The sequence below is a fragment of the Janthinobacterium foliorum genome, from assembly GCF_978021625.1.
In genome coordinates this window covers 192,726-216,318 of the sequence record NZ_CDXDQE010000013.1, presented here as the reverse complement: position 1 = coordinate 216,318, position 23,593 = coordinate 192,726, and the positions used below count along the sequence as shown (strand labels likewise).

Annotated in this window: 15 protein-coding genes and 1 pseudogene; 11 read left to right on the top strand and 5 right to left on the bottom strand. The window is 60.8% G+C overall.

Annotation, left to right across the window (positions count from 1 at the left end):
* Positions 1–357 precede the first annotated feature (357 nt).
* Positions 358–711, bottom strand: coding sequence for a hydroxyisourate hydrolase (gene uraH, locus ACZ92H_RS23550; protein WP_072454221.1), 354 nt, complete (start codon positions 709–711; stop codon positions 358–360).
* Between the two features lie 122 nt (positions 712–833).
* Here uraH and puuE point away from each other — a divergent pair, with 122 nt between their 5' ends.
* The 10 genes from puuE to ACZ92H_RS23500 all read left to right on the top strand — a co-directional run bounded on the left by puuE (position 834) and on the right by ACZ92H_RS23500 (position 18,016).
* A complete protein-coding gene (gene puuE, locus ACZ92H_RS23545; RefSeq protein ID WP_465051218.1) occupies positions 834–1,787 on the top strand; it encodes an allantoinase PuuE in 954 nt (317 codons plus the stop codon).
* Positions 1,788–1,885: 98 nt separating this feature from the next.
* Positions 1,886–3,352, top strand: coding sequence for a xanthine dehydrogenase small subunit (gene xdhA / locus ACZ92H_RS23540; protein ID WP_465051217.1), 1,467 nt, complete (start codon positions 1,886–1,888; stop codon positions 3,350–3,352).
* 10 nt (positions 3,353–3,362) lie between these two features.
* Positions 3,363–5,708, top strand: coding sequence for a xanthine dehydrogenase molybdopterin binding subunit (gene xdhB, locus ACZ92H_RS23535; protein WP_465051216.1), 2,346 nt, complete (start codon positions 3,363–3,365; stop codon positions 5,706–5,708).
* Positions 5,709–5,717: 9 nt separating this feature from the next.
* The gene (gene xdhC, locus ACZ92H_RS23530; protein WP_465051215.1) at positions 5,718–6,785 is read left to right on the top strand and encodes a xanthine dehydrogenase accessory protein XdhC; all 1,068 of its coding nucleotides are present in this window, start codon (positions 5,718–5,720) and stop codon (positions 6,783–6,785) included.
* Positions 6,786–6,794: 9 nt separating this feature from the next.
* Positions 6,795–8,123: a guanine deaminase gene (gene guaD, locus ACZ92H_RS23525; RefSeq protein WP_465051214.1), complete on the top strand. Its 1,329-nt coding sequence runs from the start codon at positions 6,795–6,797 to the stop codon at positions 8,121–8,123.
* 27 nt (positions 8,124–8,150) lie between these two features.
* Entirely contained in the window at positions 8,151–9,641 is a 1,491-nt protein-coding gene (locus tag ACZ92H_RS23520) for an adenosine deaminase family protein (protein WP_465051213.1), read from the top strand.
* A 792-nt stretch (positions 9,642–10,433) separates the two neighbouring features.
* Positions 10,434–13,865, top strand: a complete 3,432-nt coding sequence (locus ACZ92H_RS23515; RefSeq protein ID WP_465051212.1) for a TonB-dependent receptor — start codon at positions 10,434–10,436, stop codon at positions 13,863–13,865.
* A gap of 111 nt (positions 13,866–13,976) precedes the next feature.
* Complete coding sequence (locus ACZ92H_RS23510) at positions 13,977–15,686, top strand: bifunctional metallophosphatase/5'-nucleotidase (protein ID WP_465051211.1); 1,710 nt, start codon at positions 13,977–13,979, stop codon at positions 15,684–15,686.
* 18 nt (positions 15,687–15,704) lie between these two features.
* The gene (locus tag ACZ92H_RS23505) at positions 15,705–16,934 is read left to right on the top strand and encodes a phospholipase D-like domain-containing protein (protein WP_465051210.1); all 1,230 of its coding nucleotides are present in this window, start codon (positions 15,705–15,707) and stop codon (positions 16,932–16,934) included.
* A 14-nt stretch (positions 16,935–16,948) separates the two neighbouring features.
* Entirely contained in the window at positions 16,949–18,016 is a 1,068-nt protein-coding gene (locus ACZ92H_RS23500; protein ID WP_465051209.1) for a S1/P1 nuclease, read from the top strand.
* A gap of 36 nt (positions 18,017–18,052) precedes the next feature.
* On the opposite strand, the gene ACZ92H_RS23495 is transcribed toward ACZ92H_RS23500, so the two are convergent.
* Entirely contained in the window at positions 18,053–18,817 is a 765-nt protein-coding gene (locus ACZ92H_RS23495; protein ID WP_131374333.1) for a DeoR/GlpR family DNA-binding transcription regulator, read from the bottom strand.
* An 85-nt stretch (positions 18,818–18,902) separates the two neighbouring features.
* On the opposite strand from ACZ92H_RS23495, the pseudogene ACZ92H_RS23490 reads away from it, so the two are divergent.
* Positions 18,903–19,487: pseudogene (locus tag ACZ92H_RS23490) on the top strand (NUDIX domain-containing protein); the annotation flags it as partial.
* A 515-nt stretch (positions 19,488–20,002) separates the two neighbouring features.
* Here the strand turns inward: ACZ92H_RS23490 and ACZ92H_RS23485 are convergent.
* From ACZ92H_RS23485 to ACZ92H_RS23475, 3 genes are read right to left on the bottom strand one after another with little or no spacing between them, the layout of a single operon-like run.
* Entirely contained in the window at positions 20,003–20,974 is a 972-nt protein-coding gene (locus ACZ92H_RS23485; protein ID WP_071325225.1) for an ABC transporter permease, read from the bottom strand.
* 3 nt (positions 20,975–20,977) lie between these two features.
* Entirely contained in the window at positions 20,978–22,057 is a 1,080-nt protein-coding gene (locus tag ACZ92H_RS23480) for an ABC transporter permease (protein ID WP_131374329.1), read from the bottom strand.
* On the bottom strand, positions 22,054–23,583 hold the full coding sequence (locus tag ACZ92H_RS23475; protein ID WP_465051208.1) for an ABC transporter ATP-binding protein: 1,530 nt from the start codon (positions 23,581–23,583) through the stop codon (positions 22,054–22,056). The genes ACZ92H_RS23480 and ACZ92H_RS23475 overlap by 4 nt, the downstream gene beginning before the upstream one ends.
* Positions 23,584–23,593: the final 10 nt, after the last annotated feature.

Sequence of the window (23,593 nt, the reverse complement as noted above, 5' to 3'; positions counted from 1 at the left end):
CAGGACCGTGAAACAACTTTGCGCCGATGATAGTGCTGCAACCAGTGTGAAAGTAGGTTATCGTCAGGCTTGTTATTCGCAGTAAGAGAAAAACCCGTCAAGCAATTGACGGGTTTTTTTTCGTCTGCTGCTTTCGTGATGCGGCCCCCAGGCAAAGGCGGGGGGCAGTCACTGCGTGAGCGGGATGTCCCCCGCCGGAAGGCCGGGGTCAGACCCGCGTGCCAACGTCAAAGTCATCGCCAACGGGCGAGGGGGGGCTGACCCCGCCTGTCAGGATCTGACCCCGGCGGTGCATCGACTGCCGCGACAGGCGAAAAAAAGGCAGCGCTGCGCACTGCCTTTGTCATGTAACGTCGCTTAACTTCCCCGATACGTCGAATACGACCACGGCGACACCACCAGCGGCACATGGTAATTTTCATCCGTATGCGCGATGCCGAAGGACAGGGTCACCAGGTCGATGAAGCGGGGCGAGGGCAGTTCCACGCCCTGAGCGGCGAAATAATCACCGGCATTGAATACCAGCTCATATTGGCCCGCTTTCATGCTGTCGCCTTCCAGCAAGGGTGAACTGCAGCGGCCATCGCTGTTGGTCATATCCATCTTCAATAAGACTTTTCCTTCCGGCGCGACCGAAAACAGGGCCACCTTGACGCCGGCTCCCGGCTTGCCGTGGGCGATATCGAGTACGTGCGTGCTGAGTTTTCCCATTTGCTATCCTGTATATAGGGTGAGTGAATGTGCTTATCCTGCAAATCATATACCGATGGCGGCATCGGGCTATATGATTGGGCATATAGACACACATTGTCCTCCTATAGGCGAGCCACCGCATGAGCAATTACGACCATTATCCACGCGACTTGATCGGCTATGGCCGCACGCCGCCGCATCCGCACTGGCCGGGCAAGGCCCGCATTGCGCTGCAATTCGTCCTCAATTACGAAGAGGGCGCTGAAAACAGCGTATTGCATGGCGATCCCGCGTCGGAGACGTTTTTATCGGAAATGATCGGCGCCGCCGCTTTTCCCGCCCGCCACCTGAGCATGGAATCGATTTATGAGTACGGTTCGCGCGCGGGGCTGTGGCGCTTGCTGCGCATGTTCGAGGAACGGCGCCTGCCATTGACGGTCTTTGGCGTCTCGATGGCCTTGAAGCGCAATCCGGAAGCGGTGGCCGCGTTCCAGGAACTGGGCCATGAAATCGCCTGTCACGGTTTGCGCTGGATTTCCTATCAAAACATGGATGAGGCGACGGAACGTGAACACATGCGTGTAGCCGTGCAGATCATCCGCGAATTGACGGGGGCCGCCCCGCAAGGCTGGTACACCGGGCGCGATTCGCCAAATACGCGCAAACTGGTGGTGGAACATGGCGGTTTCCGCTACGACGCCGATTATTATGGCGACGACCTGCCCTTCTGGGAAAAGGTCGCATGCACGGACGCTTCCGGCGCCAGCGCCGTGCAGCCGCAGCTGATCGTGCCGTATACCCTGGACACGAACGACATGCGTTTTGCCGCCATGCAAGGTTTTAATTCGGGCACGCAGTTCTTTGATTATCTGAAGGATGCATTCGATGTGTTGTATGCGGAAGGCGATCCGGATGGCTTGAACCAGCCGAAGATGCTGTCCGTGGGCTTGCATTGCCGGCTGGTGGGCCGCCCTGGCCGCGCAGCCGCCCTGGCGCGCTTTCTTGACTACGTACAGGGCCACGAACAGGTGTGGATCACGCGCCGCATCGATATCGCCGAGCACTGGCATGCGACGCATCCGTTCCAGGGATAAGTTTATTGATATAGGATGATAAGTAAAATCAGTCTTTGCATATAGTTGTCCTGTGTGCCGGTGTTAATCTTCTCCACTGGGACTATTCCGAGGCCAGCATGTCAGAACCGATTCGCTTTTATTACCGTGGCGCCGTGCAGGAAGTGCACAATGCCGCCCCCACGCAGACTGTGTTGCAGCACCTGCGCGAGGATCTGCATTGCACGGGCACCAAGGAAGGCTGCGCCGAAGGCGACTGCGGTGCCTGCACGGTGGTCATCGGCAGCCTGGTGGATGGCCAGGTCGAGATGAAGGCCGTCAACGCCTGCATCCAGCTCACGCCCACCCTTGATGGCAAGGCCCTGTTTTCCGTGGAAGACTTGCAGCAGCCCGACGGCGCCCTGCACCCGGTGCAGCAGGCGATGGTCGAGTGGCACGGTTCCCAGTGCGGCTTCTGCACGCCCGGTTTCGTCATGTCGCTGTGGGGCATGTACCTGGAGAAGAATGGCGCGACCCCCACGCGCTGCGAAATCGACGATACCCTGTCGGGCAACCTGTGCCGCTGCACGGGCTATCGCCCTATCATCGATGCGGCCAAACGCATGGGCGAATTGCCGCATGTAAGCTTTGACCGTGACGCCTTGCAGACGCAATTGCAGGCGCTGCAGCGCGGCAGCCTGCTGAGCTACGAACATGGCGGCCAGCGCTTCCATGCGCCGCGCACATTGGACGAACTGGTGGCGCTGCGCGCGGCATATCCGCAAGCTTGCCTGCTGGCCGGTTCCACCGACATCGGCCTGTGGGTCACCAAACAATTGCGCGACCTGGGAGATATCATTTATCTGGGCAACGTCGCCGTGCTGAAAAACATCGCCATTGTTGACGGCAAGCTGCAGATTGGCGCTGGCGCCAGCCTGAACGCTGCCTATGGCGCGCTGTGCCAGCATTATCCCGATGAACTGTCGGAACTGTGGCAGCGCTTCGCTTCCTTGCCGATCCGTAACGCGGGCACCCTGGGCGGCAATGTGGCGAATGGCTCGCCGATCGGCGACTCGATGCCGTGGCTGATCGCACTGGGCAGCGAGATCGTGCTGCGCGGCCCTGCCGGTCAGCGCAGCATGCCCTTGGAAAACTTCTACCTGGGCTACCAAAAAAAAGATCTGCAGCCCGGCGAATTCGTCGAAGCCGTGCGCGTGCCCTTGCCCCGTGCCGGCGTGCATTTCCGCACGTATAAACTGGCCAAGCGCTTTGACCAGGATATCTCGGCCGTGTGCGCCGCGTTTGCCTTTGAGCTGGACGGCGAACGCATCGTCGATGCGCGTATCGCCTTTGGCGGCATGGCGGCCACGCCGCAGCGGGCGGCGCAGACGGAAGCGTTCCTGCGCGGGCAAGCCTGGACGGAGGACAATCTCGTTATCGCCATGCGCTTGCTGGCCGACGATTACGCGCCGCTGTCGGACATGCGCGCCTCGAACACTTACCGCATGACGACGGCGCAAAACCTGCTGCGCCGCTTCTGGCTGGAAACTCGCCCCGGCGCGCCCTTGCTGCGCACCGCCGTCAACGCCTACGCTTGCCGCGCCTGAAAGGACCCGCATGAACCATCCTGTCACGCCCGAACTGCAAGCGGCCGCCTGGGCCGCCGTGGGCAAGTCCAGCCCGCATGAATCGGCCCAGTTGCATGTGCTGGGACAAGCCACGTACACGGACGACATTGCGGAACTGCAGGGCACCCTGCACGCGGCCCTGGGCCTGTCGCAAAAGCCCCATGCACGCATCACGGCCATGGACCTGTCCGCCGTGCGCGCCGCTCTTGGCGTCGTTGCCGTCTATACGGCGCAGGATATTCCCGGCACCAATGATTGCGGCCCCATCATCCATGACGATCCCATCCTCGCTTCTGACTTGGTGCAATACGTGGGCCAGCCCATCTTCATCGTGGTGGCCGATACGCACGACCGCGCGCGCCGCGCCGCGCGCCTGGCGCACGTGACGTATGAAGAGCTGCCGGCGATCATGACGCCGCAGGCAGCCAAGGCGGCGCAATCGTACGTGCTGCCACCGATGCGCCTGGCGCGTGGCGACTATCAAGCCGCGTTCGAGAAGGCGCCGCATGTGGTCAAGGGCCAGTTATATGTGGGCGGGCAGGAACAGTTTTATCTGGAAGGGCAGATTTCCTACGCGATTCCGAAGGAAGCGCAGGGCATGCTGGTGCTGTGTTCGACCCAGCATCCGAGCGAGATGCAGCACGTGGTGGCGCATGCGCTGGGCGTGCATTCGCATAACATCACTGTCGAATGCCGGCGCATGGGCGGCGGCTTTGGCGGCAAGGAGTCGCAATCGGCCCTGTGGGCGGCGGCCTCGGCCATTGCTGCATCGAAACTGAAACGCCCCGTGAAGCTGCGCGCCGACCGCGACGATGACATGCTGGTGACGGGCAAGCGCCACTGTTTTTATTATGAGTACGAGGTGGGCTACGACGCCGATGGCAAGATTCTCGCCGCCAAGGTCGACATGACCACGCGCGCCGGGTACTCGGCGGACCTGTCCGGCCCCGTCGCCACGCGCGCCGTCTGTCATTTCGACAACACCTATTATTTGTCCGATGTGGATATCCGTGCCGCCTGCGGCAAGACGAATACGCAGTCGAACACGGCGTTCCGTGGCTTTGGCGGGCCGCAGGGCGCCATCGCCATCGAATACGTGATCGATGAAATCGCCCGCCACCTGCAGCGCGATGCGCTCGATATCCGCCTGCTCAATTTTTATGGCCGCAACGATGGCGAAGGGCGCAACGTCACGCCCTACGGGCAGAAGATCGTCGACAACGTGATCCACGAACTCGTTGCCGAACTGGAAGAGAGCAGCGACTACCGCGCGCGCCGCCGCGCCATCGATGCCTACAACGAGGCCAGCCCTGTCCTGAAGAAGGGCTTGGCGTTTACGCCATTAAAATTTGGCATCGCCTTCAACGTCACGCATCTGAACCAGGCCGGCGCGCTCGTGCACGTGTACGTGGATGGCTCCGTGCTGGTCAACCATGGCGGCACGGAAATGGGGCAAGGCATCAATACCAAGGTGATGCAGGTGGTGGCGCACGAACTGGGCCTGGACCTGGACAGCGTGCGCGCCACGGCCACGGACACCAGCAAGGTGGCGAATACCTCGGCCACGGCGGCCTCCACGGGCGCCGACCTGAACGGCAAGGCGGCGCAGGATGCGGCGCGGCAGATCCGTGAACGCCTGGCCGCTTATGCGGTCAAACTGTACGGCGGCGAGGACGGCTCCGTGCGCTTCGTTAACAACCATATCCACGTGCATGGCCATGTCGTGCCGTTTGCCGAGCTGGTGCAAAAGGCGTATTTGGCGCGCGTGCAACTATGGTCGGACGGTTTTTATGCCACGCCCGGTTTGTCATGGGATGCGAAGACGATGACGGGCCATCCGTTTTCGTATTACGCGTATGGCGCGGCCGTGGCCGAAGTGGTGGTCGATACCCTGACGGGCGAATGGAAGCTGCTGCGCGCCGATGCCTTGTACGATGCGGGCCAGTCGCTCAATCCCGCCATCGACCTGGGCCAGGTGGAAGGCGCGTTTATCCAGGGCATGGGCTGGCTGACGACGGAACAGCTGTGGTGGAACGCCGCGGGCAAGCTGATGACGCATGCGCCCTCGACGTACAAAATTCCCGGCATCTCCGATTGCCCGGAAGATTTTCGCGTCAAGTTGTTCCGGAACCGTAATGTGGAGGACAGCATCCACCGCTCGAAAGCCGTGGGCGAGCCGCCGTTGCTGTTGCCGTTTTCCGTCTTCTTCGCCATTCGAGACGCCATTTCCAGCGTTGGCAGCCATGCCGTGCAGCCGCCGCTGAACGCACCCGCCACCAGCGAGGAAATCCTCAAGGCGGTGATGGCCGTGCAAGCGGCGGCTGCGGTCGCATAGGAGAATATGATGAGCGACTGGCTGACAGCGATGGACGACGACAGGCAGGCTTCCGTGCTGGTGACGGTTGCGCTGGTGGAAGGCTCCGGGCCGCGCGAGGCGGGGGCCAAGATGCGCGTCACCACGCTCGGCCAGGTTGACACCATCGGTGGCGGCCACCTTGAATTGCGCGCCGTGGAAATTGCCAAGACCATGCTGGTCACGGGCAATACCCAGGCGCGCCTGGAGCGCTTTGCCTTGGGCCCCAGCCTGGGCCAATGCTGCGGCGGTGTCGTGCACCTGGCGTTCGAACCCGTCGATGCCAGCCTGACGGCGGTGCTGTCCGCCTTGCGCGAACGCCGTCAGCAAGACAGCTGGCGGCTGACGGCGCTCGATGGCGGTGCCGCCTCGGTGCTGTTCGATGCGGCGGGCAAGCTGGTCGCCGGCACGGGGGAACAGGCGCCCGATACGTTTTCACGCGAACGTGGCACGCATGTGGCGCAAGGCATGGACGGACGGCGCTGGCTGGTCGACCCCTGCCTGGCGCCGCGCGCCCACCTGACCCTGTTTGGCGCCGGTCACGTGGGCGCCGCCATCGTGCGGGCGCTGGCCCATTTGCCCTGCAATGTGACCTGGGTCGATGAACGCGAAGACATGTTTCTCGCCCACATGCCCGATAATGTGCGCATCGCCGCCACGGACACCCCCGAAGAGTTTGTCGCCATGGCGCCGCCGGGTGGCAGTTTCCTCGTCATGACGCACAGCCATGCGCTGGATCAGCGCTTGACGGAAGCCATCATGGGGCGCGAGGATGCGGGCTGGTTTGGCTTGATCGGTTCGCAAACCAAGCGCAAGCAGTTCGAGCACCGGCTGCAGGCGCGCGGCGTGCCGGACGAGCGTATCGCCGCCATGGTGTGTCCGATCGGCATGCCCGGCATCCGCAGCAAGGTGCCGGCCGTGATTGCCGCCTCTGTTGCCTGTCAATTACTCATGGTGTGGGAGGAAGCCGCCAGCGCGGCCCTGGCCGCACCGCTGCGGCTGGTATCTGCCAGTGCGCCGCCGCGCCGCAAGAGCCGCGCGGCCATTCATCCCTTATAGAAAGAAGTCATGCCGATAGTTCCCGCCACATTGCAAGCTTACCGTGCCAGCTTGCTGCACTTCCACGCCGATCCTGCTTTCAGCGAGCAGGCGCACGCCTGGCATGCGGATGGCTTGCTGATCGTTGCCGATGGCCAGGTCGTGGCGGCCGGCGATTATGCGCAGCTGCTGCCGACTTTGCCTCCAGTAACGGAGGTCGTTGATTACAGCGGCAAGCTGATCGTGCCCGGCTTTATCGATACGCACCTGCATTTCCCGCAGACGGAAATGATCGCTTCGCCCGCACCCGGTTTGCTGCCGTGGCTGGAAACGTATACCTTTCCCACGGAGCGCGCGTTTGAGGATCCCGTCCACGCGCGCAACGTGGCCGAATTCTTCCTCGATGAACTGCTGCGCTGCGGCACCACCACGGCCATGGTATATGGCAGCGTGCATCCGCAATCGGTCGATGCCTTCTTTGGCGCCAGCGAGGCGCGCGGCTTGCGCATGGTGGCGGGCAAGGTCATGATGGACCGCAACTGCCCTGAATTCCTGCGCGATACGGCCGAGTCGGGGGCGCGCGACAGCGAAGAACTGATCCGGCGCTGGCACAAGCACGGCCGTTCGCTGTATGCGATCACGCCCCGCTTCGTGCCCACCTCAACGAATGAACAGATGCACCTGGCGGGCGAGCTGGCGCGCGCCTATCCGGATACGTATCTGCAGACGCACGTATCGGAAAATGCGGATGAATGTCGCTGGGTGCGTGAACTGCACCCGCAGGCGCGCAGCTACCTCGACGTGTATGACCAGTACGGCATGCTGCGTCCCCGTGCCATGTTTGGCCACTGCATCTGGCTCGACGAGCGCGACCGCGCACGCATGGCGGAGACCGCCTCTGCGGCGGCCATCTGCCCGACGTCGAATCTCTTCCTTGGCAGCGGACTATTCGATTTTGAGCGGGCCGATGCGGCGCAAGTGCTGATCTCGCTGGCCACCGACGTGGGGGGCGGCACTTCGTTCTCGATGTTGCAAACCATGAACGAAGCCTATAAAGTAGCACGCTTGAAAGGCAGCTACCTGCCCGCCTTGCGCATGTTTTACCTAGCCACGTTGGGTGCCGCGCGGGCCATGCAACTGGAAGGCGTCCTGGGCAATTTCACGGCTGGCACGGAAGCGGACTTTATCGTGCTCGACAAGAAGTCGACACCGCTGCTGGCGCGCCGCACGGCGGGCTGTCACAGCCTTGAGGAATTGCTGTTTGCCTTTGCTTTGCTGGGCGACGACCGTGCCGTGGCCGCCACCTATTCGGGCGGACGCTGCGTGCATGTGCGGGGGGCTGACCTTCCCGTTGTTTAACATGAATCACCCTGAGCGAGAACGCGAATGCAAAAGAAACTCACCGGCCTGGCGCTTGGCGCCGCGCTGACACTGGCCGGAACGGCCCATGCCGCCAGCCCATCGTCGAATGAAGCGGCCACCGCGCGCCATTTTGCCGCGTTGGTTGCGGGCGCCCAGCCCAGGACTGCCGAGCTGAGTCTGTTCTTTTCCATGATGCCCAAGGGCGGTGACTTGCATCATCATTACTCGGGCGCCATCTACGCAGAGCAATTCCTCGACTGGGTCGACAAGGAAAACTATTGCGTCAACAAGACGACCTACCGCATCGAAAGCAACAAGGATGTCGTGGCGGCCGAGCGCGCCAAGCCGGCCGCACAGCGCGCCTGCCTGTCGTCCACGGAAGTGTTTGCCGATGCGGGCCTGTACGCGGAATTGCTGCAGCGCTGGTCGACCAAGGATTTCTATAACCACGGCGCCATCCAGACGCCGCCGGATCGTACCTTCTTCGATACCTTCGGCTACTTCGGCCCCGTCGCCTCGACCAACACGGCCGATGGCCTGAAAACCCTCAAGCAGCGCGCCATCGCGGAAAACCTGAGCTATATCGAAACGATTTTCGAACTGTCGCCATTCGTGCAAAACACGCAGTTCGACCAGCAAGTGCTGGCGCCAGGCTTGCAGCCGGCCGCCTTGCAAGCCCTGCTGGCCAACTGGACGGGCAGCCTGGAGCAGGATGCCAGCTTCCAGAAAAGCATCACCGCTTATAACGACAACGTGAACAGCAGCAGCGCCGGCATCGACGACGCCAACTTCACCATGCGCTACCAGGCGTATGTGCTGCGCTTCCTGTCGCCATCGCAAGTGTTTTCCTCGATGGTGGCGGCGTTCAAGGCGGCCAGCCTGAATCCGCTGGTGGTGGGCGTCAACATCGTGGGCCAGGAAAGCGTGAATGTCTCCATGCGCGATTACAGCCTGCACATGGAAATGTTCAAATTCCTGAAGGCGAAATATCCGAACGTCAAGATTGCCCTGCACGCGGGCGAACTGGCGCTGGGCATGGTGCCGCCGGAAGGCATGGCCTTCCACATCGCCGAAGCCGTCGATGTGGCCGGTGCCGACCGTATCGGCCACGGCATGGATATCGCCTATGAACACAAGGCGCTGGCCACCATGGAAAAGATGCGCGAGCGGGGCATTCCCGTGGAAGTGAACCTGACCAGCAATGATTACATCCTCGGCATCAAAGGCCAGGCCCATCCGATCACATTGTATCGCAAGTACGGCGTGCCATTCGTCATCTCGACGGACGATGCGGGCGTGTCGCGCAATACCTTGTCGAACGAATACGTGCTGTTTGCCAGCCAGTACAAGACCGATTATGCGGAATTGAAAAAGCTGTCGTATAACAGCCTGCGCTATTCCTTCCTGGCTGAGGCAGATAAACAACGTTTGTTGAAAGCACTCGATGCGCGTTTTGCCCGCTTTGAGGCACAGATCGCTGCCGCCGACAAGGCGGGAAAAAGAAGCAAACCGTAAGTCTCAGCGTTGTCGAAACTGATACTTCCATAACGGCCGGGTTCTCCGGCCGTTTCTTTTTCTCCCCCCAATTTCCATGCTGTTTTTCTGTTAATTTTGTGGCAGCCATGCGACACAATTAACGACAGATGCGCGACTTTGCGCAATTTGATGGATGAATCAAATTCAAGGACATATTGCTCATTTATAATCTCGCGCCATAAGCCCGGACGCTGTCAGCACGATATTCATCCAGCCGGTTCCCCACGCTATTTATATTTTAAATATATAAATATGTAAAAAAAAACGTATTTGTCATCCATTTTTTGATGATGCATAGTGGGATGAGCGTGATGTTAAAAAGTCACAATTCGTATGGCGGATAGCGTATGAAGATGGGTATTAGCAGTAAATAACGGTGAGATGCAGAGTGAAACAAACAGTCGCGTAGCCAAATGACGACATTCCTCCGTATCTTGCCGCCGTGTCACAGTCTTGAAATATTTAACAATTACACTCGCGGCTTGCCATGTTGGCCGGTTCAGCATGTCGGGTGAATGACACAGGTGCTAGCGCCCTGGGTTGTACAGACAGGAAACATTGTTTTCTGTCGTCATTGCTTGAATGTTCCATGGCGGTGATGTGTGGAAAGGCGTTTGTGAAGGTCTTTGTCAGGACCGCAGCCAGTCCAGCCGGCGTAACAGTTGCAGCATCGTAAAGAGGAAATGTTGTGTTTGTGTTGCTGTGCGGCGCAGCCGGGCAGTGAGGCAATCCAGGATTTTCAAAAAATAATAGTCTTTTCTGGGGTTAAAGATGATCAATCACAAGCGACTTCGGCTAACGCAAATCGCGTTAAGCCTGTCTATTGCACTGGCGGCGGCACCATCGTTCGCACAGAACACCACGTCCGCCATCAGTGGACGTATCTCGGCCAATGACGGCAAGCCTGCAGCTGGCGCACAAGTCAATATCGTTCACGTTGAGTCTGGTTCGGCCAGCAACGTCACCACCGATGCCGAAGGCCGTTATGTTGCACGTGGCTTGCGCGCAGGCGGTCCTTACACGATCACCATCACCAAAAATGGTCAAGTGGAAAAACGCGAAGGCGTGTTCATCCAACTGGCGGAAACGGCCAGCGTCGACGCCACCTTGGGCGCGCAGATGCAAGTGGTGAACGTCAGCACCAATGCCATCCGCAATCAGGTATTTAACCGCAACAACATGGGCGCCGGTACCAATATCAGCCCAACCGAGCTGGCAACCCAGGCGTCGATTTCGCGCAGCCTGCAAGATTACGCCCGTGCCGACCCGCGCCTGTCGCAAACCGACAAGGAACGCGGCGAAATTTCCGTTGCCGGCCAGAACTCGCGCTACAACTCGATGACGATTGACGGCGTAGCCGTGAACGATACCTTCGGTCTGGAAGCATCCGGTACCGCGACCGGCAAGCAACCGATTTCGATCGAAGCGATCCAGTCCGTGCAAGTGAACGTCGCCAACTATGACGTCACGCAAAAAGGCTACACTGGCGCCAACATCAACGCCGTGACCAAGTCCGGCACCAACAAGGTCAAGGGCAGCGTTTACTATGTTTTCCGCAATGACACCACTGCTGGCGACCGCTACAACGACACGACCGGCGAATACTACGCGCCACCAAAATCGAAAGACACCACCAAGGGCATCACCCTGGGCGGCCCGCTGATCGAAGACAAACTGTTCTTGTTTGCCAACTACGAAGAAACCAAGAGCTCGCGCGGCGCGCCAGCCTTCGGTCCGATCGGCAGCGCGCAGACCAACGTGGCGATCACCCAATCGGCCATCGATGGCGCCATCGCCATTGCCAAAGATAAATATGGTATCGATATCGGCAGCTCGGCCATTCCTAGCGGTTCGGAATTCACGGCCAAGGAAAAGCTGCTGAAACTGGACTGGAATTTGACCGACACGCAACGCATGATGTTGCGTTACGCTAAGACCGAACAGTCCGAGCCAATCTACACGGGCTTCTCGCCGACGGGTTTGTCGTTGAGCTCGTACTGGTACAACCAGGAAAAGAGCCTGGAAACCCTGGTTGGCCAATGGACGGCCGAGTGGACGCCAACGTTCTCGACCGAAGTGAAAGTGTCGTCGCGCGAATATGACAGCGTGCCGAAAAACAATTCTTACTTGCCATCCATGGGCATCCAGTTCACGGGGGCCTTGCCTGCGGGCGCGCCAGCTGGCCTGGCTACCGGTAACCGTTTCCTGAACTTCGGTACCGAGCAAAGCCGTCAAATGAACGTGCTTGGCACGAAGACCAAGGATTTCTACGCTGCCGGTACGTGGGCGCTGGGCGATCATGAAGTCAAGTTCGGCACCGACTACAGCAAGAACGATGTCTACAATGCATTTTTGCAAAACGTTAACGGTAACTACACGTTTGGTTGTATCAACAACGTGGAGTACTCGTTCCTGAAGCCGGATATTGGTACTACGAATAAATACACATTCAACTGTACGGGAGCCGCTGCAGCGTTGCAACAGCAAGCCGTGCTGGAAAACTTCAGCCGTGGCCGTCCAAGCTCGTACAGCTACCAGACGCCACAGCCAGGGCGTTCGCTGGCCGACGCTACCGCTACGTTCTCGCTGAAAAACATCGGCCTGTTCGTGCAAGATACCTGGGATGTCAGCAAGCAGCTGACCATCAGCGCCGGCTTGCGTATCGATGGCACGCGCATCGGTGAAAAGCCGATTTACAATCCAACCGCAGCCTTGCCTATGGTGGCGCGCACCACGCAGTACGGTCGTCAAACCGGCGGTTTCGGTGTCGACAATTCGCGCACCATCGATGGCGAAAACCTGTACCAGCCGCGCGTCGGCTTCAACTACAAGTTTGATTCGGCGCGTCCGACGCAACTGCGCGGCGGCTTCGGCTTGTTCCAGGGCGCGGCAGCCAGTGTCTGGCTGGGTAATCCTTACCAGAATACCGGCATGGTCATGCAAAACATTACCTGCTCGTCTTCGGCTGGTACTTGCCTGAACACGGATGGTTTCTTCAATCCTGATCCGACCAAGCAGCCGACCAGCATTGGCCCTGTTATTCCGGCAATGAAGGTCGATCTGCTGAGCCCAAGCCTGGCACAACCTTCCGTATGGAAAGCCAACTTGGCCTTCGAACACGAGTTGCCATGGATGGGTCTGATTGTTGGCGCTGAGTACCTGCGTCTGCAAACGAAGAACTCGATTTACTACCAAGAGCTGAACATGGGTGCCCCGACCAATTTTGGTAGCGATGGCCGTCCCCTTTACTATGGCGAAAATGCGTATAAATCGACGTGCTGGAATGCCACGGGCAGCTTGATTGGTGGTGCTTCTTGCAGCGCCTTGACCAAAGCGGGTTCCAACGAGAAATTTGGCCAGGTGCTGATGGCAACGAACACCGACAAAGGCGCTTCGAACGTGCTGACCCTGTCGCTGCGTAGCCCGCTGCGCGAAGGCCTGTCGTGGGGTTCGTCGTACACCTACAGCGATGCCACGGAAGTGTCGCCGCTGACGTCGTCGACGTCGAGCTCGAACTGGGGTGGCCGTGCTATCTTCAATCCGAACGAAAACGTCGCGTCGAACTCGAACTACATGGTCAAGGACCGCTTTACGGCTAACGTCAACTGGCAAAAACGCTTCTTCGGCGAATACAAGACCACGTTCGGTCTGTTCTATGAAGGCCGTAGCGGCAAGCCATACAGCTGGACCATCAACAATGACTTGAACGGTGATGGTCTGGCCGGCAATGACTTGATGTACATTCCTAGCGCACCAGGTTCGGGCGAAGTGGTCTTCGCTGGCGCCACGGCAGCGGCAAAGGCTGCCAACGAGGCAGCGTTCTGGAAAGTTGTCAACGCGAATGGCGACCTGCGCAAAGCCAAGGGCGGCGTGATTGGCCGTAACGAAAGCTTTGCACCATGGACCAACAGCTTCGACGTGCGTCTGAGCCAGGAAGTGCCGGGCTTCTTCAAGGGTAACAAAGGTATCTTCACCTTCGACATCCTGAACGTCGGTAACATGATCAACCGCAAATGGGGCCGTATCAATGAAGTGGCCTTCCAATCGGCCGGCGGTCAAGTGCGCAGCTTCGTGGACTACGTGGGTATGGAAAACGGCAAGTACGTTTACAACACCCGCCCTGTGGTGGAAAGCCTGGAAACGCGTCAAGCCAAAGGCGAGTCGCAATGGGCACTGCAAGCGACGGTCAAGTACGAGTTCTAATCTCGTAATTGCTTCGTAGCTTGGCAAACTAAAAAACGGCTGGTGGCGACACCAGCCGTTTTTTTTATAGGCAAGATGGTTTACCCTTTCTCTTTTTTACATATTGATTCCATGGCTCACTTCCTACGCACTCCGGTCGCCAGCGCGGCCCTGATCCTGACCCTGTCCGGCTGCAGCCATTTCGCTGCCGCGCCACAGGCTGCACGCAGCGGCCCGATTGAAGTGAACCTGGTTGCCCTGAACGATTTTCACGGCAATCTCGACCGCAGCAAATTCAGCTACACCAGCGTCACCGACCCGGTGCGCCAGACAGTGCAGGCGGGCGGCATCGATACCTTGTCCGGCGCCTTGGCGGCCTGGCGCAAGGAAGACGCGCAATTGATTTTTGTCGGCAATGGCGACCTGGTCGGCGCCAGCCCCGCCATGTCGGCCCTGTGGGCGGACGAGCCGAGCATCGTGGCCATGAACATGCTGGGCATGAAGGCCAGTTCCGTCGGCAACCATGAATTTGACCAGGGCAAGGCGGAATTGCTGCGCCAGCAGCGCGGCGGCTGCGAGTCCTCGCGCGCCGACAAGGCGTGCAAATTCAGCCCCGACTTCAAGGGCGCCAGCTATGCCTATCTGGCGGCCAACGTGGTCGACACGCAGACGGGCAAGTCCCTGCTGCCGGCCTACCGCATCGAAGAAGCGCATGGCGTCAAGGTGGGCCTGATCGGCGCCGTGCTGAAAGATACGCCGTCCGTGGTGACGGCCGCCGGCATCGCCGGCCTGCAGTTCGGCGATGAAGCCGACGCCATCAACGCCACCTTGCCGCAATTGCGCGCGCAGGGCGTGGGCGTGTTCGTCGTGCTGCTGCACCAGGGCGGCGAGACCAAGGAAGCCGTCGACCAGCCCGATTGCAGCCATCTGAAAGGCGAAGTGGTCGACGTGGTGAAACGCCTCGATCCGGCCATTCAATTGGTCATCAGCGGCCACTCGCACCAGGGCTATCTGTGCCGTGTCGATGGCCGCCTGGTAACGCAGGCACAGATGGGCGGGCACATGCTGACGCGCATCAAGCTCAAGGTCGATCCCGTCAAGCATGCCGTGATGGATGCCAGCGCGCGCAACGTCGTCATGCTGCCGGGCCAGTATGAACCGGACCCGGCCGTGGCTGCCTACCTGGAATCCGTGAAGCAGCGCAGCGCGGCCGAATTGTCGCGTCCGGTGGCCGTCATCGCCGTGCCCAATGTGGGGCGCAGCACCAAGGGCAGCGGCGCCTCCCCGCTGGGCGACCTGGTGGCCGACAGCACCCTGTTCGGCGCGCGCGCCGCCGGTGCGCAAATCGGCCTGATGAACAATGGCGGCATCCGCAAGGACCTGGAGGCGGGCGCCGACCTCATGACGAACGTGGGCCAGAACCAGGCCGTGGTGCCATTTGGTAATACCCTGATCGTCGTCAGCCTGTCTGGCGCGCAGATCCGCACCTTGCTCGAGCAGCAATGGCCGGGTGAAGCAGCGGAAGAGGGCAATCTGCTGCAGGTCTCCGAAGGCTTTGCTTATCGCTGGGACAGCACGCGGCCACAAGGCCAGCGCGTGCTGCCGGATAGCATCATGCTCAATGGCAAGGCCATTGAAGATAATCAACAATACCGTGTCGCCGCCAACAGTTTCCTGGCCGGTGGCGGCGACCGCTTCACCGTGCTGGCAGCCGGCACGCGCCGCCTGGACACGGGCGTGCGCGACATCGATGCCTTCAGCGATTACCTGATCGCCCGCGCGCGTGCCGGCAAGCCGGCCGGCAGTGCTACGTCCGCCGGCCGCATCGTGCGCGTCAAATAATTTTTACAAGGAAAAACCATGCGTCGTTTATTTGTTTCCGTTCTTCTCTCCAGCCTGTTCGCGGGCAGCGCCCACGCCGACTTCACGATTCCCGGCTACGAGCTGGTGCACACCTCGCCCGTGGAAACCACCTTGACCAATCCCGACCTGCGCGAGCCTGTTGCCGTGTGGACGGAGCTGTTCGATGCGGCAAAAAAAGAGATCGTCATCGCCCAGTTCTATGCCGTCAGCAAACCGGGCACGGCCTTTGAAAAAGTGCTGGCCAGCCTGACGGCGGCCGGCCAGCGCGGCGTAAAAATCCGCTTCCTGCTGGACCAGAAGGGCGTGGGCCTGTCGGAAGCGTCCACCATCGCCCAGATCAAGGCCATACCGAACCTGGACTTGCGCCTCATCGATTTCAATAAAGTCACGGGCAACGGCATCGTGCACGCGAAATACCTGGCCGTCGATGGCCAGGCGGCGTATATCGGCAGCCAGAATTTCGACTGGCGCTCTTTCGAGCACATCCATGAGACGGGTTTGAAGATCACGGAACCCGCCATGGTCAGCCAGGTGCAGGCCATCTTCGAGCAGGATTGGCAAGCGCAGGCGCTGACGTCGCAAGGCAGCCGCGCCACGGTGCTCAACAGCAAAGTGGTGCCGGCCAATTATGCGCAAAACGCCTTCCTGCTGGCCAGCCCGAATGCCTACAATCCTGCCGGCGTGGGCGACTCGGAAACGGGCTTGCCCGCCTTGCTGGCGCAAGCGCAAAGCGAGGTGCGCATCCAGCTGCTCGATTACGCCCCCCTGTCGTATGGCCCGAACCGCACGCGTCCGTACTACGCCGTGATCGACAACGCCGTGCGCGCAGCGGCCCAGCGCGGCGTGAAAATCAAGCTGATGGTGTCCGCCTGGAACACGGAAGCGCCCGCCATTGCCTACCTGAAAAGCCTGGCCCTGGTGCCGAACGTGGAAATCCGCATCGTCACCTTGCCAGCGGCATCGACGGGCTTCATTCCCTTCGCGCGCGTGATCCACAGCAAGACCATGAGCATCGACGGCAAGCTGGCCTGGGTCGGCACGAGCAACTGGGCTGGCGGCTATTTCGACCTGTCGCGCAACCTGGAAGTGGTGCTGCGCAACGATGCCATGGCGCAGCGTATCGCAGCCTTGCATGAACAGACGTGGAGCTCCGCGTACGCGCAGCCGATCGACATCAACAAGCAGTATCCGAAGCCGGCGAAAGCCACGCCGCAAGGCAAGGAGTAAGGGTGAGTACATCGATGAAAAAACTGTTGGGCGTGCTGGCGCTGGGCACCGCTTTTGCTTCCGGCAATGCGCTGGCCTGGGGCAATGACGGTCACCGCGCCGTCGGTGCCATCGCCGATCAATTGCTCAAGGGCAGCGCTGCCCAGGCGCGTATCGACAAGCTGCTGCTGCCCGGCGAAAGCCTGGAAAAGATCGCCAACTGGCCCGATTGCGTGAAGGGCACGTATTGCGGTCCGCAATCGCCTGAAATGCTGACCTATGTGGCGGCCAATCCGAAGCATGGCGAATACCATTACACGAACGTGCCGTTCCAGAGCGCGCATTACCACGACCATGGCGTGGGCACGGCCGACGACGATATCGTGCAAACGCTCAAGCAGGCGATCCTGGTGTTGCAGGGCAATGCTGATGCGGCCGGCAATCCGCACGGCTTCAGCCAGCGCGAAGCCTTGATCCTGATCACGCACCTGGTGGGCGATATCCACCAGCCGCTGCATGTGGGCAATGCCTTTGTCGGCAAGGATGGACAGTTCTTCGTGCCCGCCACGCAGGCGCAGATCGACGACGTCAGCATTTTCAATGCGCGTGGCGGCAACGACCTGCTGCTCGACGATGCGAAGATGACGGCCTTGTCGGACGCCGTGATTCCTGCTGCGCTGCCGACGGAGGAAGGAGTGGCCAGGGCGCCGGCGTATCCGAAGTCGCCCACCAAGCCCTTGCATTCCTACTGGGATACGACCGTGGTCGACTACGCCATGCGCCGCCTGAGCACGCGCACGCCGCAGCAGTTCGCCAAGACCGTGATCGCCAGCGCGCCTGAGGTAAACGGCAACAGCGGGGACCCCGTCACGTGGCCGTATCAATGGGCCGATGCCTCGCTGGCGGCTTCGAAGCTTGCCTTCACGGATGTGGTGGCGGGACCGGCCACCCAGCAGACCAGCCGCAAGGGCGATGTGTACAAGGTCTGGGCCTTGACGGTGCCGGACAATTATCCCGTGCCCAGCTCGGCGCTGGCGAAGCAGCAATTGATCGAGGCGGGCTATCACCTGGCAGCCGTGCTGCAGGCAATCTGGCCGCAGTAAGATGACAAAGAGAAAGCGGCCTGCGGGCCGCTTTTTTTATGCCAGGATCACATTGATGTCCAGCTCGCGGTAAGGCGCCACCAGCGCATCATCTGTTGTCCGGGTCACTACAATGTCGCTGACCTGGTCCAGGGGCACGATCTGGAACGGCGAAGCCGTATTGAACTTTTCCGGCGAGGCCAATACCACGGTGCGGGCGGCAGCGTCGCTGAATGCCCGCTTCACGCACGCTTCTTCGTAATCGCCCGTCGTGATGCCCGCTTGCGGATGCAGGCTGGACACGCCCATGAAATACAGGTCGGCGCGGATGCGGCCGATGGCTTCCACGGTGGCCGCGCCCACGCCCACGATCGAGTGCTTGTACAGGCGCCCGCCCAGCATCAGCACCTCGATCAGCGGATGCTGTACCAGCTCGACGGCAATCGACGGGCTGTGCGTGACGACGGTGGCCTGCAGCTCGCGTGGCAACTGGCGTGCCAGCTGCACGGCCGTGGTGCCGCCATCGATGAAGACCACTTGCCCCGTTTGTATCAGGGCGCCCGCCGCGCGGCCGATGGCCGGCTTGGCTTCCAGGGAAATCTGCTCGCGGCCGGCAAACGGCACCAGGGCGGGCGAGCGGGCCAGCAAGGGCAGGGCGCCGCCATGCACGCGTTCCAGCAGGCCGTCTTTCGCCAGCTCGCGCAGGTCGCGGCGTATGGTGTCTTCCGATAATCCCAAGGCGTCGCTGACGGCCTTGGCGACGAGTTGTCCTTCGCGCTGCAGCAAGTCCAGCAGGTATTGTTTGCGTTGCTGAGTGAGCATGATTTTTCTTGTATTTTCTTGATATTGCACGAGTTTGCATGATAAAGTCGGTGAAGGCAAGCGTAGGTAGACACAAGGAGACACGATGCGCGAAGAAAATACGCAGCAGGAGCGGGTACGCATCCACGGCGTGCAGACCCTGTCGCAAGACTGGTATCTGCTGCAAAAGACCACGTTCGATTACCTGCGCCGCGATGGCCAGTGGCAGACGCAAACGCGGGAAACCTATGACCGCGGCGACGGCGCCACCATCCTGCTCTACAACAAAGTCAAACGCACGGTGATCCTGATCCGCCAGTTCCGTTTCCCCACCTATCGCGAAGGCCACGACGGTTTCCTCATCGAGGCGGCGGCCGGCCTGCTGGAAGAGGCCAGCGCGGAGCAACGCATCCGCGCCGAGGTGGAGGAAGAAACGGGGTACACCGTGGGCGATGTGCACAAGGTATTCGAAGCCTTCATGAGTCCCGGCTCGGTGACGGAGCGCCTGCATTTCTTTGTCGCCGAATACGATCCATCCAGCCGCATCAGCGACGGTGGCGGCCTGGCGCAGGAGGGCGAGGATATCGAGGTGCTGGAGTTGCCGCTGGCACAGGCCATGCGCATGGTGGCCGATGGCCGCATCTGCGACGGCAAGACCATCATGCTGTTGCAGCATGCGCAGTTGCACTTGATGCCGCCAGCGCAAGAGATGCGGCAGGGCATGCAGATTCTCGTGGCCGGCCCTTACCGTTCAGGCACGGGCGACGATCCCGCCCGGATGGCGGCGAACGTGGCGGCCATGCAAGCCGTCTGCCTGCCCCTGTATGCCAAGGGACACATGCCCGTGCTCGGTGAATGGCTGGCCTTGCCCATGCTGGCGCTGGCCGGTTCCACCCGGGTGGGTGATCGTGTGTACGAAGAACTGTTCCACGCGCATGCGGTGCGCCTGCTCAGCCATTGCGATGCCGTGCTGCGCATCGGCGGTGCTTCGGCGGGGGCGGACCAGATGGTGGCCGTGGCGCGCAGCCTGGGTCTCGCCGTCTTTTTCTCGCCGGACGAGATTGCTCAGGCGTAAAAAAAGCGAAGCCCGCGGGCTGCGCTTTTTTATCATTTGATAGTGAGCCTGAAAAGTGCCCAGGGCTAGGCGTCTTGCCGCATGTACGATGAGGCAAGGCACCGACGCCACGGATATTTTCTCGGGTGCTCCTAGCGCGATTTGACGAACGGGATACCGATGGCTTTGGGCGCGATGGATTTCGCCATCAGGCCCGCCAGCACGATCACGGTCACCACGTACGGCACCATCTGGATCAGCGAGCCGGGGATGCGGCCCACGACCGGCAAGTCCACGCCTTCGATCTGGATCTGGATGGCGGCGAAGAAGCCGAACATCAAACAGCCCAGGAAGGTATAGACGGGGCGCCAGTTGCCGAACACCATGGCCGTCAGGGCCAGGTAGCCGGCGCCGGCCGACATGTCGCGCAGGAAGAAGCCGCTTTGCACGATGGCCAGGTAGGCGCCCGAGAACGAGCACAGGATGCCGGCCACCAGCATGGCCATGTAGCGCGTCGCTTCCACGCTCACGCCGGCCGAGTCGGCAGCATGCGGGTTTTCGCCGCAGGCGCGCAGGCGCAGGCCGAAGCGCGTGTGGTACAGCAGCCAGTGCACGAGCGGGATCAGCAGGAAGGCCACGTAGACGAGGATGGAATGACCGCCGATCAGGTGGGCATACACCCAGCCGATGAAGGGAATATGCTCCACGTACTGCGTGCCCGGCAGGACGACGTCGAACAGGCGCGCCGATCCCAGGTCGGGCGTGCGGCCGCCTTGCTGGAAGAAGAATTGCGCCAGCACGAACGTCAGTCCGCTCATGGCGATGTTGATGGCCATGCCGGCCACCAGCTGGTTGCCCTTTTGCGTGATGCTGACGTACGCCTGCAGCAGGGCCAGGGCGACGCATACCAGCATGCCGGCCGCCATGCCGTAATACGGGTTTTGCGTCGTGTAGGCCACGGCGGCGGAAGCGAAGGCGCTGGCCAGGATCTTGCCTTCCAGGCCGATGTCGATCATGCCGCTGCGTTCGGCGAACAGGCCGGCCATGGCGGCGAAGATCAGGACCGGCGCATTGCGCACGGTCGATACCAGGATGCTGGCGAAATGAAAGTCGTCGAGTGTCATGGTTTAGCCTTTGGTGCGCTTGAGCAGGGCGGAAATGGCCGGTGCGTAGAAGTTTTCCATCGCGCCGCAGAACAGGATGATCAAGCCCTGGATGAAGATGAAGGTTTCCGTCGGAATATTCGGTTTTTCCAGCGACAAGTCGAAGCCGCCCTGGATCAGCGCGCCGAACAGCACGGCCGAGAGGAAGATGCCGACCGGATGCTGACGGCCCATCAGGGCGATGGCGATGCCGATGAAGCCGGCACCGCCGACGAAGTTGAGCGACAGATAATGCGTCGACCCCATGATGGAATTGACGGAACCCAAGCCCGCCAGCGCGCCCGAGATCAGCATGACGATGATGATCATCTTGCTGATCGACACGCCCGCATAGTGGGCCGCATGCTTGTTCAAGCCCGTGGCGCGCAGCTTGAAGCCCCACGACGAGCGCCAGACCATCACGCCGTAGATCACCAGCGCGGCGATCGCCAAAATAAAACTGATGTTCAGCGGCGTGTCGCCCAAGGATGGGAACCAGGTGGAGAGGCGCGGCATTTCGCCGCTTTCCGCAAACACGCGGCTGGCCGTGTTCTGCTCGCCTGGCGGGATCAGGTATTTGACGATCACGAAGTTCATCAGGCTGGCGGCGATGAAGTTGAACATGATGGTGGTGACGACGATATGGCTGCCGCGCTTGGCTTGCAGGTAGCCGGGCAGGAAGCCCCACAGGGCGCCGAACAGGGCCGCGCCGATCATGGCAGCGGGGATCAGCAGCCAGGCGGGCAGGGTCTGGTCGAAGGCCAGCATGGCCACCGTCAGGCCCAGGCCGCCAATATACATCTGGCCTTCGGAACCGATATTGAACAGGCCGGCCTGCATCGCCACGGAAACCGACAGGCCCGTGAAAATGAAGGTGCTGGCGTAGAACAGGGTGTAGCTCAGGCCTTCCGGATTGAGGATGGCGCTGTTGACGAGGATGCCCAGCGATTCGCCCGGATCTTCGCCCAGCATATAAATCACCAGGGCCGCGACCAGCATGGCCGACAGCAGGTTTAACATGGGCATGACAAAGGCTGTCGCCCAGCGTGGCAAGTCGTTATTCATGATTTATGCATTCCCCCCATCAGCAGACCGATGCGGGTGGTATCGAATTCTTCAATTTTCAGTTCGCCGGTGATGCGTCCGCCGCACATGACGAGAATGCGGTCGGCCAGCGCCCGCACTTCTTCCAGTTCGACGGACACCAGCAGGATCGCCACGCCCGCGTCGCGCAGGGCCAGCAATTGCGTATGGATGCTTTCGATGGTGCCGATATCGACGCCGCGCGTGGGCTGGCCCACCAGCATCAGTTTTGGCTGCGCCAGCACTTCGCGCGCGATCACCACCTTTTGCTGGTTACCGCCCGACAGCAGGCCGATGCGCAGGTCCGGATTGGCCGGGCGCACGTCGAAGGTCTTCAGCAGTTCCGCGCAGCGCGCGCCGATGGCCTTGAAGTTGAACAGGCCCCAGCGGTTTTTCAGGCGGTCCTGGTAGCCGAGGATGGTGTTCTGCATGACGGAGAAATTCTTCACCACGCCATCGCGCAGGCGGTCTTCCGGAATGTGGGCGATGCCCAGTTCGCGGAAGGCCAGCGGCAAGCCGTCGGCATCGTGGCGCTTGGCAAACGGCAAGTCCTTGTCCAGGAAGCGCAGCGTGCCCGCCGTGGGCAAGCGCATGCCGGACAGGATTTCCAGCAGTTCGCTCTGGCCATTGCCCGAAACGCCCGCGATGGCGACGATCTCGCCGGCGCGCAGTTTGAAACCTATATCGGCCAGCAATTTGACCTGCTGCTCGTCGGCCAGTTGCAGGCCGTCCACTTCCAGCACCGTGGCGCCCGGATTGTACGGCGCGCGCGGAAGATGGCTCTGGATGGGGCGCCCGACCATCATGTTGGCCAGCTCCTCCTTCGAGGTGCCGGCTGTTGCCACGGCACCCACCACCGTGCCGCCGCGCATGACGGTGACGTTGTCGGTGATTTCCAGGATCTCCTGCAGCTTGTGCGTGATCAGGATGATGGTCTTGCCCTGTTCCTTGAACAGGCGCAGGATTTCAAACAGCGAAGCCGTTTCCTGCGCCGTCAGCACGGCCGTCGGCTCGTCGAGGATCAGGATATTGGCGCTGCGGTAAATCTGCTTGAGGATTTCCACGCGCTGCTGCGCGCCGACGGACAGGTCCTCGATCTTCGCCAGCGGATCGACGTCGAGGCGGTAGCGGGCGCAGATGTCGCGCAGCTGGGCTTCCGCTTCGGCGCGGTGGCTGGCCAAACGAAAACCGCCTTCCGTGCCCAGCATGATATTGTCGAGGACGGTGAAGTTCTCGACCAGCATGAAATGCTGGTGCACCATGCCAATGCCGAGGTTGATCGCCTCCTGGCTGTTGCGGATCGGCTGTACTTTTCCGTCGAGCAGGATTTCTCCGCCGTCGGCACGGTAGTACCCGTACAGGATGCTCATCAAGGTCGACTTGCCGGCGCCGTTTTCCCCCACCAGGCCATGGATACTGCCCTTGGCGATGGAGAAGCTGACGTCGGCGTTCGCCTTCACATGTCCAAATTGCTTGGAAATGCTGCGAAATTCTACTGCTGGCTGCATAGGTTCATAA